We start from the raw sequence: 17,448 nt of genomic DNA, 5'->3' as shown, positions 1-17,448 counted from the left end.
CCTCCCGTGCGGTGTTGCAGCGTCAGGCCGGCATGATGCCCGGTGCCTGACGCGGCCATTTGGCGATAACTTCGGGTGCCACATTGAGATGTTGTGCGACGAGAGCCGGCGGCGTGTGCGTCAACCAGTCGGACAGCGACACTTCCTCGTAATGCGCCGCGCGGAACACCTCGATGAATTGCAGGTCGGTGTCGCCGGTGTTCTCGATATAGTGGCCGAAGTTGCGTTTGACGTAGCCGACATCGCCCGGCGTGAAGTCGATGGTGGTGGCGTTCGGGCCGGAATTGAACAGGGTCATCCGCGCGCGGCCCGCGAGATAATACTGCCACTCGTCGGCATTCGGATGCCAGTGCATCTCGCGCATGCCGCCGGGCTTCACCGTCACCAGCGCCACCGCGATCGTCGCCGAAGCGGTGAAGTTGCTGGTGTCGGCAATCCGGATCTCGCCGTTGCGTGTCGATTTGACCGGCTTGGACGATCCCAGCGAATAGGTGAACGGATAGAGCGCGACATCCGCATCGCGATAGGACGAGGCCTGATCGGCCGCGAGCGAACCGGGAACCGTGCCCTGGAAGATCCAGAGATTTTGCAGCGGGATTTTCGCGAAGCTTTCGACTGGCACACCGAAATTCTTGGCGAGGATTTCCGGCGGCGTATGCGCGATCCAGTCCAACAGCAGCAGCGTATTGAACTCGTTGGCCTGGCCGTCATCGAAGCAGATCACGAATTCGCAGCCATCGGGGCCGAGGCCCTGCAGCGAATGCGGCGCGCCGGAGGGGAAGTACCAGAGATCGCCCGCATTGACGTCGGCAACATAAGGCCGACCCTGATTGTCGAGCACGGTCACCCGGCACGAGCCGTAAGTCATGATCGCCCATTCGCCGGCCTGGTGCCAATGCATCTCGCGGATGCCACCGGCGGTGAGCCGCATATTGACGCCGGAGATCGTGGTCGAGATCGCAAAGTCTGCTTGCGTCACCTGCCGTGCCCAGCCGCCGTTCTGGATGCGCCGCGGTGCATTGTTGAACGTGGCCCAGGGCAGCGCCATGCCGCCGATATCGGTCGCCGGCGGCAATTGCGAGGATGGAAACTGGCCGGCGATAACGGGATTCTGCGGGCCGGGATCACTCAGATTGTTCGGCCCCTTGGCATTGATCGCGCCCTGCGGCGGCAGATCCGGATTGCCGAATGTCGCGGCCTGTGCCGATGCTGCGGCGGTCATCACGATGCCCGATGCTGTGGCTGCCATGAGATCTCTCCGTGAGAACATGGGACGTCCTCCTGTTGCGACGCAGATCATGCGTCATGATTGTCGGATCGATGAAAGCGATGCGCGCCGGGTACGCCCGACGCGCGCTGTTAAGGGGAAAGAAACAGCTCTACTTCTTGACGCCTGCGGCCGCGAGGATCAGGTCGGCGACTTCCTTCGGGTGCGACACCAGCGAGAGGTGGCCGGCATTGAGTTCGATCGTCGTCGCATTCATGCGCTTGGCGAGGAAACGCTCGAGATCGGGATTGATCGTCTTGTCCTCTTTCGACACGGCATAGAATGACGGCTTGTCATGCCACGCGGCCGCAGTGGTGCGGCCTGCGAAGATCGATGCGGCGGTCGAGCCCTGCACGGCATAGAGCACTTCGGCCTGCTTGCGCGGAACGCCATTGGCGAAATATTTCAGGAACGAGTCTTCGGAGAGCTGGGTGTAGCCATCATGGGTCTGGATTCCGGCGCGCACCTCGCCCGTCGGGAATTTGCCGGACAGCGCCACGAAGTCCTCATTGGCGTCCGGCGCGCGGGCTGCGACATAAACCAGCGCCGAGACCTTCGGGTCGGTGCCGACGTCGCTGATCACGGTGCCGCCCCAGGAATGCGCGACGAGGACGGTCGGCCCATCCTGCAAGGCGAGCGCGCGGCGGGTCGCGGCATTGGAGTCGTCCAGCGAGCTCAGCGGATTTTGCACGGCCGTCACATGGAGGCCTGCCTTCTGCAACAGCGGAATGACTCCGGCCCAGCTCGATCCGTCGGCCCAGGCGCCGTGCACCAGAACCACGTTCTTGGCTTTCACGGGCGCTGCGGTTGCAGCTTGCGCCATCGGCGCCGTCAGCAGGCACATGGTCGCCATCAGCATCGCACGCAGAGTCGTCTTGGAAAGGGAGTTCATCAACATGGTATCACCATTCGGTTGCCGGCGATTGTCCTCGCCGGAGGGATGAAGGAAGCATGGATGTTGCACTTGACGAGTTCGCGCCGGTCAGCTCGAACGGGAGCGGATCGGCATGACATTATCGGGTTTACGGGATGGCGAGGCTGCGGTGAATCGGACGGTGGTGTGCAGCCGGCATACCTAGGTTTATGGCTACGAATACGCAGGGCCGGCGCCGACTGTTACGTCGGCGAACCCGGCGGTAACGGAATGGTGAGGGCTACAGCATGATCGACTATGTCACCGTGGATGTGTTCACGGACCAGCGTTTCGGCGGCAATCCGCTGGCAGTCGTTCCGGATGCGCGCGGCATCGACGATGCGCTGCTGCAGAAGATCGCCACCGAGTTCAACTATTCGGAAACGACCTTCGTGTTTCCCCCGGATGATCCCGCACATACCGCACGCGTTCGCATCTTCACGCCGACCACTGAAATCCCTTTCGCCGGTCATCCCAATGTCGGCACCGCCTTCGTGCTTGGCCGCCAGGGCACGGCCTTCGGCAGGCCTGTCGGCGATCACATGGTGTTCGAAGAGAAGGCAGGCCTCGTCCATCTCGATCTGCTGCGCGATGGCGGCGCGATTGTCGGCACCGGCTTCGTCGCGCCGCAGCCCCTCACGATGCATGGTGAGATTGACCGTGACATGATGGCCGCCTGCGTATCACTCGCGCCCGATGCCATCGTCACGTCAACGCACGGGCCGCGCATGGTGTCCGTCGGTCTGCCTTTCGCGGTGACCGAACTGAGCAGTCTCGATGCGCTGGCGTCCGCACGGCCAAACACAACGGCCTTCGAGCAGGCCGAACGGAAACACCGGCATCACGACGATCGTTTTTCGGCCTTCATCTATGTCCGGATCGGCGATGGTTTCGATCGCCTGCGCGCGCGGATGTTCGCGCCGCTCGACAACGTCCCCGAAGATCCCGCCACCGGCAGCGCCTCCGCGGCGCTCGCGGCCTATCTCGTCACGCTCGACCCGCGCCGCGATGCGGTCTGTAGCATCACCATCGAGCAGGGCGTTGAGATGGGGCGCCGCAGCCTCATTGAGGTTGGAGTGCACAAAGCCGAGGGGCAGGTGCAGAGCGTTCGCATTTCCGGCCGTTGCGTGCCGGTGATGCAGGGCCGTATCGACGTGTAAGCTGAATCACGCCCCGTCCGGCAGATCTCTCACGCGCCACAGGGCCAGCGACTTGTCGGCATAGTCGCCGGCAGCTTCCGTGCAGCCTTCGTTGATCACGGCTAAGGGAGCAGGAAACAGGAACGGTGCGTACTGCAGATTGAGCACGCGCCAGTCACCGTCCTCGATATCGCGATTGGCTGATGCGTCGGGAAATGTCGTGGTCACCAGCCAGCAGGTGCCGGAGCGTTTCAGATTGGCGATGGCGCGGTGGATGTTGGCGAATGACAGATGCACAAGGCAGTCGCGGCACAACACCAGATCGGCAGCGGGCAGGGTATCGCTGACGAGATCGAGTCGGGCAAAATCGATATGGCCTGCATTGCCATAGTGCGCGGCATTGGCTGCCACGATATCCGGAACGATATCGGCGCCGAGATAGCGGATACCGCCGAGGTCCATCTGCGCCATCCAGGTGAAATCGCCGCAGGGCAGATCGAGGATCGATTGCACCCGCAATCGCCGCAGCAATTGCGTGAGGTCGCGGCGGAGTGACATTGTTGCGTCGAGTTCGGAGCCGAGGCCGGATTGCGATTTTTCAGCGCCCCACAGATTGGTGCGATAGATCAGCTCGAAACGCGTGGTGAGATCGAGCCCATCGAATTCGCAGCGCCGCTCGGCGAAGCGAATTTCGGCCAGAACCGGTGTGCGTCGCCTCGATCTGTCCATTCGCGTGCCCGCTGCAGCAACGGTAAATCAGAGTTCCGTAGCCAGCTTCGATCTGAAGTTCAGCGTTGTAAATGCTCGTTAAACACGCTCTGGAATCATTGTTCTTGTAATTCGGCTGAAATCGTCTATATTGCAGTTATTCGAATATATGCTCTGGCTTGTTGACCGCGCCGTAATCGGCTCCATTCCCCAAGACATCGTTGAAATCGGATCGGGCTCACGCGATGTCGCGTAGGGCTCGCGCATTCGCGCATCTTGGAGAATAGTTATGGCAGTCGGTACAGTTAAGTGGTTCAACGCGACCAAGGGTTTCGGTTTCATTCAGCCTGATGACGGCGGCCAGGATGTGTTCGTTCACATCAGTGCAGTCGAGCGCGCTGGATTGGGTTCGCTCAATGAAGGCCAGAAGGTTTCTTTCGAAGCCAAGGCTGACAAGATGCGCGGCAAGACCAGCGCGGAAGATCTCCGCGCGATCTGAGCTTGAAGGTCCTGAAATTTCCACGGATGTACTGGGATTTCTCGACCGACAAGTTTTGCGTCGTCTCATAGATTTGAAATGACTGAGGCCCGCCGGTGATCATCACCGGCGGGCTTCATGCTATACGCATGACCATACGCCTGATTTCAGCATCCGATATGAGGATCGATCAAGATGATTGAACGTCTGGATACGCTCAAGGCGGCGCGTATGCGCATGATCGAGGAACGTGATGCGCACGCAAAAGTGCTGGCGGCGCCCTTCAATCGCGATAATGCGGAACGGGCTCGCATGAAGTTTGTCGAGATTCAGAACGTGGTCGACGCCATCGATCGCGCCATCGTCGGCGAGCAACCCGTCCAATAGCGCCGGCTCTAGCCGATCAGCGCGCGTAGTTCCGCGATCATCTTCGTCGTCTCGAACGGCTTGCCGAAGAAGCGGCTGTCGTCGGGCAGATCGTTCTTGGCGACCTGCAAATGGCCGGAAACGATCACGATCTTGATCGGAGGCCAGCGGTTGCGTACCGCGTGGGCCAGTTTCAACCCGTCCATGCTTCCAGGCATCTGTACGTCGGTGAACAGCAGAACGATGTCGTCGCGCGTTTCCAGAATTCGCACGGCCTCGTCGGCATTATTGGCCTCGATGGCGAAGAACCCGGCTTCCTCGACGATGTCGGCCGCGTGAATACGGAGCAGAGGCTCGTCCTCGACGATGAGGACGGCGGGGCGCTGCATGTCACGTGCATTGAGTTCCTGGAGTGATGCCATAAAAATTGGTGTCACCTTTCGTCGGGCACCGAAGCCAGATCGCTCAATCTGGTTTCGAACCGACATGTGAGCCCTTCGGGCAAAAATTCGATTTTGACGGAACTGCCGAAGTCGGCAGACAGCGTACCTTCGATCAGTCGTGAGCCAAATCCACGTCGCGTCGGCGGCGCCACGACGGGGCCGCCGGATTCGCGCCACACGAAACCTAACGCCGGCCCGTCGCTGCCGGTGTGACAAGCCCAGTCGATAGTGATCGTTCCGTCTGGAACGGACAATGCACCATACTTTGTGGCATTGGTTGCGAGTTCATGCAGCGCGAGTGCCAGCGACAGCGCCTGCTTGGCCGTCAGTTCCACCTCGGGGCCCGAGACGCGAATGCGCTTTTCGCCCGTTCGATGCGGCGCGAGCGCGCCAGCGATCACCGTGGGCATCGACGCGCTGGTCCAGCTCGATTGCGTGAGGATGTCATGCGCCTGGTTGAGCGCGGCCAGACGCGCATCGAAGATCGTGCGCGCCTCTTCCTTGGTCGCGGCAGTCCGGAACGTCTGACTGGCGATGGCGCCGACCATCGCCATGGTGTTCTTCATGCGATGTTCGAGTTCCCGCGTCAGTAATTGCTGCTGTGTCTCGGCACGTTTCAGTTTACCGACGTCGCGAATAGTGCCGATGAAGCGCGTAACGACGTCGTTCTCGAATTCAGCCCTGCCTTTGGCGGAACACCAGCGCTCGATGCCGTCATCGAGACCGATGGTGCGGTATTCGATGTCATAGGCCTGTGGTCCGTCCAGCTTCATGGCGTTCAGGCACGCCTTCTCCGTGACGTCGCGATCGTCGGGATGAAGCCCTTGCAGGAAGACGTCGAACGAGATCGGCTTGCCGAAGGTGAGGCCGAACAATTCGTAGCAGCGCCGGTCCCATTGCAGCACGCCGGTACGCGGGTCGAGATCCCAGGTTCCAGTGTCGGCGGCGTCGAGTGCAAGTCGTAGCTGGCTTTCGCTGGCCTGCAGCGCCACATCCACGGCACGCGATGCAGTGATATCGCGCGACACCGAAAGCAGCTGATGCGGTTTTCCATCGGGGCCGGGAATGGCGGTGACGGTGACATCCCACCATTTCGGCGTGCCGGCCATTGTGGTGGCGAAACCCTGGAAGTGTCCGGTACGCCCAAGCTGAGCGGCTCTTACAGCCGCCTTCGCGTCGATATTGCCCTGATCCTGCCAGAAGTCAGGCCATGGGCAGCCCTTGATCGCGCCGAAGTCCGTGACCTCCATGATGCGCTGGCCGCCCTCGGTCATGAAGATGAGGTTGCCGTCGAAATCGAGAACCTTGATGCAGTCGCCCGATGCTGCGAGCAAACTTCGCAAGAATGAATTGGCGTCCTGAATAGGTCCTAACGATTGATCCACGAATACCCCGGGAGCTGCGGCTCCGATCGCAAAAATACGCTGCAATGAAATACGGCCGCAAACAGATACGGTTGCGGATGTACGCTAACAGGTCTTCGAGCAAACGTGCCAGACCAGACCGGGTTCCGGCTCAATCGCGGCGATGCCGCGTGCGTCGATTTACGCTGAGGTCGATATAGCCTCCGCCGCGCTGCCGTCGTGCCAGAGCCACGCGCTGACCGCGCCGCTGCGGCCGCGGATCTGGACTTCGGTCGGGCCGCTCAGCGCCCCGGTCGCGCGCACCGCACAGTTCGCTCCCGCGGCGCGCAGCAGGTCGTCGCTTAGGGCCACCTTGGCGCCGTGGCTCGCGGCCACCTCCATGAGCCGGCTGGCGACATTGACGGTATCGCCGGTCGCGGTGATGTGCTGGTAGCTGGCGCCGCCGAGACGCGATGCGACGATATCGCCGAAATGTGCGCCGATCTTGAATCCGATCTGGCCGGCGATCTCAGGCGGAAGACCGGCGATCCATGTGCCGGTGCGCGTCGTCAGTTCGATACAGCAGCGCACGGCACGGGCGGCATCGTCATCGGCGACCACAGGCAATCCGAACAGGATCATCGCGCCGTCGCCCATGAAGGTTGTCACCACACCGCCATGGGCGAGGGTCACCTGATCGATCATGGCGTGGAAGGACTTCAGCAATTCGCGCACCGCATCTGCGTCGCGTGTCTCACTGAGTGCGGTGAAGCGCGAGATATCGATGAAGATGACGGCGGCATGCTGATGCACCGGCTGCAACAGATAGTCCGGATCCTTGATCAGCCATTCGCGCAGGCCCGGCGCCTGAAACTGGCGCAGCAGATCGCTGCGGGCGGCGAAATGCTGCACGCTGCGCCGGCTGCTCCAGATCTGCAGCGCGCCGAACGCCATGGCCGGCGGCACAGCCGCGGCCAGCGGCAATGCAGCGCTCATCCAGATGCCATGGGCATAGGCGACGGTGTTGATCACGGCCCACAATGCGACGACGGCGACGATCGCAATGAGGCCGACGGCATTGCGCCGCCAGGCGAGCAGGGCGATGCACAGCATCGCCAGGACGATCGCAAAGCCGGCATCGAACAGCCGGATGGATGTATTGCGCAGCAAGGTGTCCTTGGCGAGCAGATGCGTGATTGCGGTGGACACGACTTCGACGCCGGGCATCACCGGATCGAACGGCGTCGAGAAGAAATCGCCGCCGCCGCTGACGGTGACGCCGATGGCGACGACGCGATCCTCGACATCGGCGCGGCGGAGCTTGCCCGCCAGAACCTCCGATGCGCTGATCGTCCTGATCGTGCCGTGCGGCCCATAGAAAGACATCGGCAGCAAATGGCCGACATCGGTCGGGACATGGGTGCCGGCGAGGGAGAAATTATACTCGCCAATCTGGGCATCGTCGCGCGAGGCGGCGGATGCGACGCGCAGCGGCATCGACACCATCACGCGGTCGGCCGAGCGCATCAGCATCGGCATCGAGCGCGGTACGCCGCTGCTGTCGGTGTTGAGATTGACCACGCCGACCGTGGCCTGATCGGCGAAGACTTTCAGCGGCAGCAGAAATCCCGACGCCACCGGCAGATCCGCAAGCGGCCCGGACTCCTTGGTGGCCACGGTCTGTTTGGACTCGCTGAACAGCGCCGCCGCGGCAATGACGGTGTTGGTCTTGCCGAGCGCCTGTGCCAGTGCGGCATCGCTCTCTGCTGCGCCGGCATCGACCAGCAGCAGATCGAGAGCGAGCACTTTCGGTTTGTAGCGTGCGATTTCCTCGATGATTGTCGTCAGCGTGGCGCGGGGCAGCGGATAGCTACCTTGTTCGCGTGCGACCCGATCGTCGATGGCGATGATGGTGACGAGATCGGGCGGTTTCTTCACGCCGCGGATCTGGATGCGCAGGTCGGTCAGCGTCGCCTCTAACCGGTCGAGAAAGCCGACATCGCCGCGGTTATGTCCAAAGGCCAGCGCCGCCGCCCACACGCCCGCAAGGACCATGGCGAGCGGTGTCTGCAATCTGCTGGCCTTCATCATCGTCGCGTATCCAGGCCTCTTTAACGTCCAAGCCTTGCTAACGACCAAGCCTTGCCATCAATGCGGCGACGCGCGGCGCGGGCCAACGCTTGATGTCGAGTGGTGTCGCTGATGCATCCACATCGACGCCTTCACCGGGGCCGAGGCTCACGCTGCCGGGGCCGGTCACACGCCTGACGCCGACACGACCGGTCTCGACGAAGACGGAGGTCTTGCTGCCCTCGGCGTCCACCGCCCATTTGGTGCCACGCACCGCGGCGATTGCTTGCGGTGTCATCACCTCGAAGGTTTTGCCGGCCTTCTGTTTGGGGGCCTCGATGAAAATGGCCTTGCTTTGCAGGTCGACGCCGTCGATACGGCCGTTGCGGTCGCGATCGAGCAGCGTGAAACGCGCGCCGTTTTCAGCAATGATCGTCACGCCGCCGCAGTGCAGGGTTTGTGGGCCGCCGACCGGTTGGCTCGATGTGCAGCCGGGGCCGGCCTGCTGCGCCGATGCAGCACTGCCATACAGGCACGCCGCAGCGACGATAGCCGCCGCCAGCCTGATTGAATGGGTCATGTTGGTTACTCCTGAACGCCACATCGGTAAGGCGGGCGGCGGGCGATTCCGTTCAACGTCAGCGGGCGAGCGTCGCGATTAACGCTTGGAGGTACCCATATAGGGCGACGCAGCGGCACAACGAGGGCAGATCCAACCGGGATGGCCGATCTCACGACCATGTGAGATTGAGAGGCATTCTCAGTAATCGGGCCGCGAGCGCTGCCGCAATCTCGCCACAACGCCCCGGATTTTCAGGGGATATCAAAGGTTTGCATGAGGCTAACGAGGCCATTTTCGGGGCGTTCGTGCTTGTTTTCCCCCCGCGCTTCCTTTATTCCCGTTTTGCATCGCAGACAGCGTCCTGGAAGACTTGGGTAACCAAGATCATTGGCCGCGTTTAGGCGGATGCCTGGGCGTGATCCGGCAAACGGCAGACCGTTTTCCGCGCTGATCACGCTTCGACGCGTGTATTTTCAGAGGACTAGCGCCAAATGGCCAATGTTGTCGTCGTCGGCGCCCAGTGGGGCGACGAGGGTAAGGGCAAGATCGTTGACTGGTTGTCGGATCAGGCTGATGTCGTCGCCCGCTATCAGGGCGGCCACAATGCCGGTCATACGCTGGTCATCAATGGTCAGACCTACAAGCTGGCGCTGCTGCCGTCGGGCGTCGTGCGCCAGTCCAAGCTCTCGGTGATCGGCAATGGCGTGGTGTTTGACCCGCAGGCCTTTGTCGATGAAGTCGCCAAGCTCCGCGGCCAGGGCGTTGATGTCGGCCCGCACAATCTGCGCGTTGCCGAAAACGTCACGCTGATCCTGCCGCTGCACCGCGAACTCGATGCACTGCGCGAGAATGCCAACAAGGCTACGGCCATCGGCACCACCCAGCGCGGCATCGGCCCGGCCTATGAAGACAAGGTCGGCCGCCGTGCGATCCGTCTGATGGATCTCGCCGATCTCGCCACCCTGCCGCACAAGGTCGATCGCCTGCTGACGCATCACAATGCGCTGCGCCGCGGCCTCGGCCTCGCAGAATTCAACACGGCTGACATCGTGAAGGAGCTCTCCGCATTCGCGCCGGTGCTGCTGCCCTACGCTGAGGCCGTCTGGCGGCTGCTGGACAGCAAGCGCCGCGAAGGCAAGCGCATCCTGTTCGAGGGCGCGCAGGGCGCGCTGCTCGACGTCGATCACGGCACCTATCCCTATGTCACCTCGTCCAACACGGTTGCTGCGCAGGCGGCGACGGGCACCGGCATGGGCCCGGGCGCGGTCGGCTATGTGCTCGGCATCTGCAAGGCCTACACCACGCGCGTCGGCCAGGGTCCGTTCCCGACCGAACTGCTCAACGAGATCGGCGAAGAGATCGGCCGTCGCGGCAAGGAATTCGGCGTCAATACCGGGCGCAAGCGTCGCTGTGGCTGGTTCGATGCGGTGCTGGTGCGACAGACTGTCCGCACCTGCGGCATCAATGGCCTGGCGCTGACCAAGCTCGACATCCTCGACGGCTTCGACACCATCGAGGTCTGCGTCGGTTATAAGCTCGACGGCAAGGAGATCGACTATCTGCCGGCCGGCGAAGGCGCCCAGGCCCGGATCGAGCCGATCTACGAGACCATCGAGGGTTGGAAAGAGCCGACCGCGAATGCGCGCTCCTGGGCCGATCTGCCGGCGCAGGCGATTAAATACGTGCGCCGGATCGAGGAACTGGTGGGCTGTCCGATTGCTTTGCTTTCCACGAGCCCGGAACGCGAAGATACTATTCTGGTGCAAAACCCGTTCGAGGCTTAACGGACTGTTACCGGATAGCCTCCAAATTGATGCACCCGCAACATTGAGTCGAGATGGCTGATTACTACCCGTTGATCGCCCGTGCCATCGCCGGACTGGACCCCAGTGCTCCCGGTGAGCAGCGGCGCGCGCTCTATGAGCGCGCCCGCACGGCTCTGATTGCCCAGTTGCGCAGTGTTGAGCCGCCGCTCAGCGAGTCAGAGATCACTAGGGAGCGGCTGTCGCTCGAAGAGGCCGTCCGCAAGGTCGAATCCGAAGCGGCCCAGCGCGCCCGCGATGCGTCGCGGCCTGCGGGGGCCGGAACGACGGGCGACGGCAAGCCGCGCGCCGGCGATGCTTTCCGCAATGCCGGGCCGCGTGCCGGTGCCACGCCGGCCGAGCCGTCGCCGCGCGGCCGCCAGCCGATTACGCCGACGCCGGCGTCCCCCCGCGGGCCGGAAGAGCCGCGCCCGCCGCGCACCTTGCGCGTCGATCCGCCGCCGATTCCAAAGCAGCAGTCGCCCAATGCCGGCGCGCAGGATCCGAACGGTCCACCAACCCGCGAACGATCAGGCACGCCGCGCCGCTTCGAAAACAATCCGGCGGCACCCCCGCCGGCCCGCAACGACCGCGGCGACCAGGGCGATGCCGCCATGCGCGGCTTCCGTGACGTCACCGCCGATGTCGACGATCTTGGCCGCGCCGCCGCCCAGGCCAACCGCGCGGCGCGCAAGACCTACGCCAACGTGCCGTCGCCGACGCCGGAATTCGATCGTCTCGAACCCAGCATGGAAGCGCGGAGCGAGGCGTTCGGCTACGACGAGACGGCTTACGACGACCAGGACGGCGACGAGTCGCAGGTGCCGCCGTCGCGCATCAAGGATTCCAAGGGCAAGAAGGCGAAGCCGCCCAAGCCTCCGAAGCCGAAGCGCGTCAGCGGCGGTTTCCCGTTCAAGACCGCGCTTCTCATCGGCATCGTGATGATCCTGATCGGCGCCGTGATTCTGGGATGGCCGACGATCAACAAAATGGTGCGCGGTTTCGCCGGCGGTTCGGCGCCCGTCGTCACCGACAACAAGGATGCGCCGCTGGCGCCGCGGCCGAAGATCGCCGATCGCGTCGGTCAGCCGTCGTCGTCGGATCAGATCGCGCCGGTCGCGCAGCGCGTCGTTCTGTATGACGAGGATCCGGCCGAGCCGAAGGGCCGGCAATATGTCGGCACGGTGGTCTGGCGCACCGAGCAGATCAAGGGCACCGGCGGCAAGCCTGGTGACATCGCCGTGCGCGCGGACATCGAGATTCCGGAACGCAAGTTCAAGACGACCATGTCGTTCCGCCGCAACACCGACACGTCGCTGCCTGCCAGCCACACGGCCGAACTCACTTTCGTTCTGCCGCCTGATTTCGCCGGCGGCGGCATCGCCAATGTTCCGGGCGTGCTGATGAAGTCGAACGAGCAGGCCCGCGGCACGCCGCTGGCCGGCCTCGCGGTCAAGGTCACCGACGGCTTCTTCCTGGTCGGTCTCAGCAATGTCGAAAGCGATCGCGCGCGCAACCTGCAGCTCCTGAAGGAGCGGTCATGGTTCGATATCCCGCTGGTCTATGCCAACCAGCGCCGCGCCATCATCGCCATCGAGAAGGGCTCGCCCGGCGAGCGTGCCTTCAACGACGCCTTCGCGGCCTGGGGCGAGTAACAGATCAAGCGCGCTGGTCAGCCGCTCGTGATCTGCACCGATCTCTCCACGTCATGCCCGGCCTTGAGCCGGGCATCCACGTCTTGTCACAGGCGAAGGCGTGGATGGCCGGGTCAAGCCCGGCCATGACGGATGATAGTGCGTCGTCTGGACGGAGCTACTTGCAGCCGAAACTCGCCGCCTGCGCCACCGCTCCGTCGTTTCACGTCATTCCTGCAGCCAGAACTGCTTCATCAGAGGTTTCGCAGCCGCGCTCTCACCATCGCGCTGTCACGCTGCCGAGAACGGTGCGCCCCTGTGTGAAGGTGCAGGTCCCACCGTTGCAGATCGGAACACGCTCGTCCGACAGATTGCGCGCATTCACGGCCAGGCGCATGCCGCGATAATCGTAATGCACACCCGCATCGAACGCCGTGATCGCAGGGTTTCTGAGCGTATTGATGTCGTCAGCCCAGGTCTGTCCGATCCAGCGCGCGCCGGCGCCGACACCGAAGCCCGCGAGCGGGCCGGATTGCCAGGTGTAGTCGAGGAAGATCGCCGCCTGCTGAGTGGGCACGCCGATCGGTACCTTGCCGAGATCGAAGCCATTGCTGCGGGTCACGGTCGCGTCGGTGTAGCTGTAGGAGGCGATGCCCTTCAGCCCCGGCATCAGCGCCATCACCGCCTCCAGTTCGGTTCCGCGTGAGCGTATCTGGCCGGTCTGCACCGAATACAGCGAACCGAAGACCGGATCGGTGGTGAGCACGTTGTCCTTGGTCAGGTTGAACCAGGTCGCCGTGAAGTAACTGTTCCAGCCGAGCGGCTGATACTTGATACCGGCTTCGAACGATTCACCGGTCGTCGGCGCGAAGGGCGTCGCGCCGCGCCCGGGCGCCGTCGTGCCACTCTGCGGCAGAAATGACGTCGCGTAGTTGACGTAAGGCGCGAGCCCGTTGTCGAACAGATACAGCAATCCCGCGCGGCCTGTGAACTTGCTTGGGTCGCTCGTGCTCGTCACGCCTGACAGGTCGTCGTGGTTCGAGAGTTCGGCAAAGTCCTGCCGGCCGCCGATGGTCAGCCGCCAGCCGCCCAGTGCCATCTGGTCCTGTGCGTAAAGTCCGAGCTGGCCGAGCGTCTGGCTGTTGGCGCTCATAATCGACAAAGGCAATGTCGGCACCGAAGTGCTATAAACAGGATTTGTCAGGTCGAGCGACGGACCGGTGCCCGCATAGTAGCCAAAAGTCGTTCCCTGCCGGAAGTAATCGACACCGGCCAGGACCGTATGCTTGATCGGGCCGGTTGCCAATCTGGCTTGGATCTGATTGTCGATATTGAAGGTGTTCAGGCTTTCCTTATAGGTCGACGCGTAACGGTTCAGCGTGCGGCCGTCGGGAGAGAGACTGAGTGCATCGATCATGTTGCCTTCGAACGACACGTGCCCGAGCCGGACGTTCTGCCGGAACGTCACAGCCTCATTGAAGCGATGTTCGAGCCTGTAGCCGACCGAGGCCTGCGACTGCGTGAGCGCATCGAATGACGGATCGCCGAGACGAATATTGGTCACCACGCCCGTTGCCGGGTTGCGTAAATAATACGGCCACATCGACGTCTTGCTGCGCTCGTATTCGGCCAGCACCGTGAGCGTCGTGTCTTCGCCCAGCTTTGCGGTGAAGCTCGGTGCGAGAAACACGCGATCGTCCCAGGTGCCGGGAATCTGCGTGCCGCTGTCACGCACCAGGCCGGTGAAGCGATAGAGCAGCTTGTCGTTGTCGAGCGTCGGCCCGCTGAAATCGAAACGGCCCTGATAGCGATTGAAATTGCCGATATCGAGCCCGGCTTCGTTGAGCCGCTTCTCGAGCGGCATCTTGCTGACATAGTTCACCATGCCGCCGGCTTCGTTGGCGCCATAGAGCACGGAGGACGGACCGCGCATGACCTCGATGCGTTCGGCGCCATAGGGTTCGTTGCGGAAATGGGCGAAGGAACCGTTGCCCTGCCGCAGACCGTCGCGGTATTCGCCGAATTGGTTGGCCGCAAATCCGCGGATCAGGAACTGATCGTAGCGGGGATCGAAGCCATAGGGTTGGGTTTGCACGCCCGCCGTATAGGCCAGCGCCTCACCGACGGTTCGCGCGCCCTGGTCGCGCATCTGCTCCGGCGTTACCACCGAAATCGACTGCGGCGTCTCGATCAGAGGCGTATCTGTTTTGGTGCCCGTGGCACTTCGCGTGGCCACATAGCCTTGAACGGGGCCCCATGCGGATTCCGTTGCGCGGGCGCCCGGCACATTGCTCGGCGTGACCGTTCCCTGACGCGGGGCTGTGCGCGCCTCCCGTGCGGCGGTGCGCGACGCGCTGCTGCGCGCAGTGTTCTTGGGTTTGGCGCGCCGGTCTGCGCTGCCTTGAACGATGACGGGATCCAGCTGCGTGGCCCGCGCTGAAGGCGTCTCCGTGCCGGTGGCTTGCGCCAGCATTTGTGCGCTTGCCTGCGCTGACAGGCCCATCAACAAGACAATAGAACTCGCTGCACCAAGACACATTGCCTTGGTGACTTTTCTTTCGACGATCCCCACCGATAACGCCCCGCATGTCGTTCGAGCTGACCGAGCCCGATTCCTGCGAGGTCTCTAGGACATCAAATCGCGCATGGCATTACCTGCCAAGTTAGAACCTCTACACACTAGAATCGTTAAAATCTCAGGAGTGTGCCGAGCGGCAATTTGCGGATGGCCGGATCAAATCCGGCCATGACGAACGAGAGGCGAGAGCTTTCGCTCTCGCGCCGCCGGAATGACAGCTACTTGCAGCCGAAACTCGCCGCCTGTGTCACTGCTCCACCATTCCACACTGTCCGCGACGGATAGACGCAAGCCGGATAGCTTAACTTGCTGTCGCGCGACGTCAGTGCGATCTCGCCGGGAGCCACACCTTTCTCGACCCAGTCCGTCAGCGCGGTGAAGAACTGATCCTGCTCGCGCGTCGGCGTCTGGTTGGCATTCCCCGGCAGTTTCGGCAGCGGCACGGAATCGTTCTGTCCGCTGACCGTATAGGCCCGGCCCTGCGAGCTGTGGGCCGAGCCGGGCAGCAGATACATCCGCATGAACTTCTGCACCTCCGCGTGGCCGCCCATCTGCACCGCGACGCGCTCGTGATAGTTGACATTGCCGGCGGGCGGGATCGCGTCATCGACGAGGCCGCTATAGACGATGATCTTGCGGCCGAGATCGCGCAACTTGCCGAGATCCGCCTTGTCGGTGCCGAGATTGCTGAACAGGGTGGGTTGCAGGGCAAGGTTCTTGTTCACCGTATCGGCCAGATCGGCATAGCTGAGCTCCTGCCACTTGTTACGTTCGGTGGTCGAGCCGTTGTTGAACGGAATGTCCGACGGGTTGGTGGCGCTGGCATCGGCGGCGTAGCGGACGTCCTGCAGGGCCAGGGCCACGCTGCCGGCGGCTGTACCGGTGATCTGGCTGCCGATCGCCGTGGTCCTGGTGAAGGCCCACCACACCTGTTTCGTGCCGAGCACCTTGCCACTGCGGCTGTCGGAGCTTTGCGCGGCGTCATAGCTGCCATCGGGCGTTGCGCCGAACCAGATCCTGTCGAGCGCCATCGCTTCCTTCAGGCTCATACAGGTTGCCGCATCGGCATTGCTGCCGGTGACGCCCTGGCCAGCCTCGCCGCTGCAGAGAGCTGCGGCATCGCGCGCGGGATCGTAATCGCAGGCGAACGGATCGAGCAGGAAGCCGATCCCGGCTTTGTCGCACGCGGCGAGGGCACGTTTATTGGCGGCGTCGATCTTGGCGGCGAAGGCGGTGGCTTTCGGCTTGTCGAGCGCTGTGAAGCCGAGTTCGGTCTTCATCACGATCTGCGGATACAGCGCGGCCGTGCCGAATTGCGGGATGTTGAGCGCCGGCTGCGCGATCATGTAGCCGTCATAGAGCTCGGGATAGTCCTGGGCGATCTTCATGCCCTGCCGGCCGCCCTGCGAATGGCCATCGTAATAAGCGTAAGCCGGCGCCTTGCCGTAATAGAGCGTGACGAGCGCTCTGGTCTTGACGGCCTGCTCCACCATGGCGCGGACCGAGAAGTCGCGGAACGCCTCGGCATTGACCTTGCCGTCGGAGAGGAATGTGAAGGAGCCGTCCTGATACCAGGGTTGTCCTGCATCGGTGGTGCCCGAGGCATAACCCATATTGGCGTTGACGAGGGCGGGCACCTTGCTGCCGATCTTGTCGACAGTGCGATGGCCACCGCCGACCCAGCCGCCGCCGCCGTAATTGCGGATGCGCGTATTCCAGTTCGCCGGTGTTGGCAGCCAGACCTCGATGCCGATGCCCTCGGACCAGGAGCGCGCAGTCTTGTCCTTTTCCGCCGTGAAGCCTGGCCCGACCAGAAGCTTCACAAGGCACATGTCCGCCGCCATGGTGATCGGGCGAGGCGAATCCTGTGCGACCAGTTCCTCGCCCTTCTTGATCGCCCGCACGGCCACCACGGTGGTGGCCTCATCGGGATGAAATGCAGTCTTGATTCCGTCGTCGCAGGCGAGCTGCTGTGCGGAAGCGGGGGCGGTGGTGCCGCATAACGCAGCAAACAAGGCCAGCGCCGTCACGACGGCACGCGCGCGGTTGTCATCATGGATGATGTGGGGGGCTGTCGACATGGCGTTTCCCGTCTGTTTTATTTTTGAGTTGGGGTGAGTTCTCCTCACTTCGCCTCTGCGATCA

At 62.9% G+C, this 17,448-nt stretch carries 14 protein-coding genes; 5 read left to right on the top strand and 9 right to left on the bottom strand.

Annotated elements, in window-relative coordinates; translation table 11 throughout:
* Positions 1 to 22: 22 nt before the first annotated feature.
* Together BLW80_RS19545 and BLW80_RS19540 are read right to left on the bottom strand one after the other, a co-directional pair.
* Positions 23 to 1,270 (bottom strand): cupin domain-containing protein, encoded by a 1,248-nt coding sequence (locus tag BLW80_RS19545; RefSeq protein ID WP_093759279.1) that lies wholly within the window; start codon positions 1,268 to 1,270, stop codon positions 23 to 25.
* 109 nt (positions 1,271 to 1,379) lie between these two features.
* Entirely contained in the window at positions 1,380 to 2,165 is a 786-nt protein-coding gene (locus BLW80_RS19540; protein ID WP_502688620.1) for an alpha/beta fold hydrolase, read from the bottom strand.
* 263 nt (positions 2,166 to 2,428) lie between these two features.
* Between BLW80_RS19540 and BLW80_RS19535 the strand changes: the two genes are divergently transcribed.
* Positions 2,429 to 3,340, top strand: a complete 912-nt coding sequence (locus BLW80_RS19535) for a PhzF family phenazine biosynthesis protein (protein WP_093759278.1) — start codon at positions 2,429 to 2,431, stop codon at positions 3,338 to 3,340.
* 6 nt (positions 3,341 to 3,346) lie between these two features.
* On the opposite strand, the gene BLW80_RS19530 is transcribed toward BLW80_RS19535, so the two are convergent.
* Positions 3,347 to 4,048 carry a class I SAM-dependent methyltransferase gene (locus BLW80_RS19530; protein WP_093759277.1) on the bottom strand — a complete coding sequence of 234 codons (702 nt, stop codon included), beginning with the start codon at positions 4,046 to 4,048 and terminating at the stop codon, positions 3,347 to 3,349.
* A gap of 268 nt (positions 4,049 to 4,316) precedes the next feature.
* On the opposite strand from BLW80_RS19530, the gene BLW80_RS19525 reads away from it, so the two are divergent.
* Together BLW80_RS19525 and BLW80_RS19520 are read left to right on the top strand one after the other, a co-directional pair.
* Positions 4,317 to 4,526 (top strand): cold-shock protein, encoded by a 210-nt coding sequence (locus BLW80_RS19525; RefSeq protein WP_068731259.1) that lies wholly within the window; start codon positions 4,317 to 4,319, stop codon positions 4,524 to 4,526.
* 174 nt (positions 4,527 to 4,700) lie between these two features.
* The gene (locus tag BLW80_RS19520; protein WP_093759276.1) at positions 4,701 to 4,892 is read left to right on the top strand and encodes a hypothetical protein; all 192 of its coding nucleotides are present in this window, start codon (positions 4,701 to 4,703) and stop codon (positions 4,890 to 4,892) included.
* Positions 4,893 to 4,900: 8 nt separating this feature from the next.
* Here the strand turns inward: BLW80_RS19520 and BLW80_RS19515 are convergent, their stop codons facing one another.
* The 4 genes from BLW80_RS19515 to BLW80_RS19500 all read right to left on the bottom strand — a co-directional run bounded on the left by BLW80_RS19515 (position 4,901) and on the right by BLW80_RS19500 (position 9,307).
* The gene (locus tag BLW80_RS19515; RefSeq protein ID WP_231077883.1) at positions 4,901 to 5,293 is read right to left on the bottom strand and encodes a response regulator; all 393 of its coding nucleotides are present in this window, start codon (positions 5,291 to 5,293) and stop codon (positions 4,901 to 4,903) included.
* 11 nt (positions 5,294 to 5,304) lie between these two features.
* Positions 5,305 to 6,657: an HWE histidine kinase domain-containing protein gene (locus tag BLW80_RS19510; RefSeq protein ID WP_139285863.1), complete on the bottom strand. Its 1,353-nt coding sequence runs from the start codon at positions 6,655 to 6,657 to the stop codon at positions 5,305 to 5,307.
* Positions 6,658 to 6,858: 201 nt separating this feature from the next.
* Positions 6,859 to 8,748 carry a CHASE2 domain-containing protein gene (locus BLW80_RS19505; RefSeq protein ID WP_349633109.1) on the bottom strand — a complete coding sequence of 630 codons (1,890 nt, stop codon included), beginning with the start codon at positions 8,746 to 8,748 and terminating at the stop codon, positions 6,859 to 6,861.
* A 37-nt stretch (positions 8,749 to 8,785) separates the two neighbouring features.
* Positions 8,786 to 9,307 carry a FecR domain-containing protein gene (locus BLW80_RS19500; RefSeq protein ID WP_093759273.1) on the bottom strand — a complete coding sequence of 174 codons (522 nt, stop codon included), beginning with the start codon at positions 9,305 to 9,307 and terminating at the stop codon, positions 8,786 to 8,788.
* Positions 9,308 to 9,780: 473 nt separating this feature from the next.
* Between BLW80_RS19500 and BLW80_RS19495 the strand changes: the two genes are divergently transcribed.
* Complete coding sequence (locus BLW80_RS19495; RefSeq protein WP_089261652.1) at positions 9,781 to 11,073, top strand: adenylosuccinate synthase; 1,293 nt, start codon at positions 9,781 to 9,783, stop codon at positions 11,071 to 11,073.
* Positions 11,074 to 11,126: 53 nt separating this feature from the next.
* A complete protein-coding gene (locus BLW80_RS19490) occupies positions 11,127 to 12,746 on the top strand; it encodes a hypothetical protein (RefSeq protein ID WP_093759272.1) in 1,620 nt (539 codons plus the stop codon).
* 256 nt (positions 12,747 to 13,002) lie between these two features.
* Here BLW80_RS19490 and BLW80_RS19485 read toward each other — a convergent pair whose 3' ends face one another.
* Positions 13,003 to 15,198, bottom strand: a complete 2,196-nt coding sequence (locus BLW80_RS19485; protein ID WP_170849739.1) for a TonB-dependent siderophore receptor — start codon at positions 15,196 to 15,198, stop codon at positions 13,003 to 13,005.
* Positions 15,199 to 15,521: 323 nt separating this feature from the next.
* Positions 15,522 to 17,384, bottom strand: coding sequence for a tannase/feruloyl esterase family alpha/beta hydrolase (locus BLW80_RS19480; RefSeq protein WP_170849738.1), 1,863 nt, complete (start codon positions 17,382 to 17,384; stop codon positions 15,522 to 15,524).
* Between the last annotated feature and the right edge of the window lie 64 nt (positions 17,385 to 17,448).

Origin of the sequence: Tardiphaga sp. OK245 (assembly GCF_900108575.1) — a bacterium.
GTDB lineage: Bacteria > Pseudomonadota > Alphaproteobacteria > Rhizobiales > Xanthobacteraceae > Tardiphaga > Tardiphaga robiniae.
The sequence above is the reverse complement of the archived record's forward strand: the minus strand, read 5'-3'. Positions and strand labels throughout refer to the sequence as shown.

Coding starts and splice junctions, on each gene's coding strand:
- BLW80_RS19480 (WP_170849738.1), bottom strand. CDS start 17,384: ATGTCGACAGCCCCCCACATCATCCATGATGACAACCGCGCGCGTGCC.
- BLW80_RS19515 (WP_231077883.1), bottom strand. CDS start 5,293: ATGGCATCACTCCAGGAACTCAATGCACGTGACATGCAGCGCCCCGCC.
- BLW80_RS19495 (WP_089261652.1), top strand. CDS start 9,781: ATGGCCAATGTTGTCGTCGTCGGCGCCCAGTGGGGCGACGAGGGTAAG.
- BLW80_RS19505 (WP_349633109.1), bottom strand. CDS start 8,748: ATGATGAAGGCCAGCAGATTGCAGACACCGCTCGCCATGGTCCTTGCG.
- BLW80_RS19490 (WP_093759272.1), top strand. CDS start 11,127: ATGGCTGATTACTACCCGTTGATCGCCCGTGCCATCGCCGGACTGGAC.
- BLW80_RS19525 (WP_068731259.1), top strand. CDS start 4,317: ATGGCAGTCGGTACAGTTAAGTGGTTCAACGCGACCAAGGGTTTCGGT.
- BLW80_RS19545 (WP_093759279.1), bottom strand. CDS start 1,270: ATGTTCTCACGGAGAGATCTCATGGCAGCCACAGCATCGGGCATCGTG.
- BLW80_RS19535 (WP_093759278.1), top strand. CDS start 2,429: ATGATCGACTATGTCACCGTGGATGTGTTCACGGACCAGCGTTTCGGC.
- BLW80_RS19485 (WP_170849739.1), bottom strand. CDS start 15,198: ATGCTGGCGCAAGCCACCGGCACGGAGACGCCTTCAGCGCGGGCCACG.
- BLW80_RS19520 (WP_093759276.1), top strand. CDS start 4,701: ATGATTGAACGTCTGGATACGCTCAAGGCGGCGCGTATGCGCATGATC.
- BLW80_RS19530 (WP_093759277.1), bottom strand. CDS start 4,048: ATGGACAGATCGAGGCGACGCACACCGGTTCTGGCCGAAATTCGCTTC.
- BLW80_RS19540 (WP_502688620.1), bottom strand. CDS start 2,165: ATGTTGATGAACTCCCTTTCCAAGACGACTCTGCGTGCGATGCTGATG.
- BLW80_RS19500 (WP_093759273.1), bottom strand. CDS start 9,307: ATGACCCATTCAATCAGGCTGGCGGCGGCTATCGTCGCTGCGGCGTGC.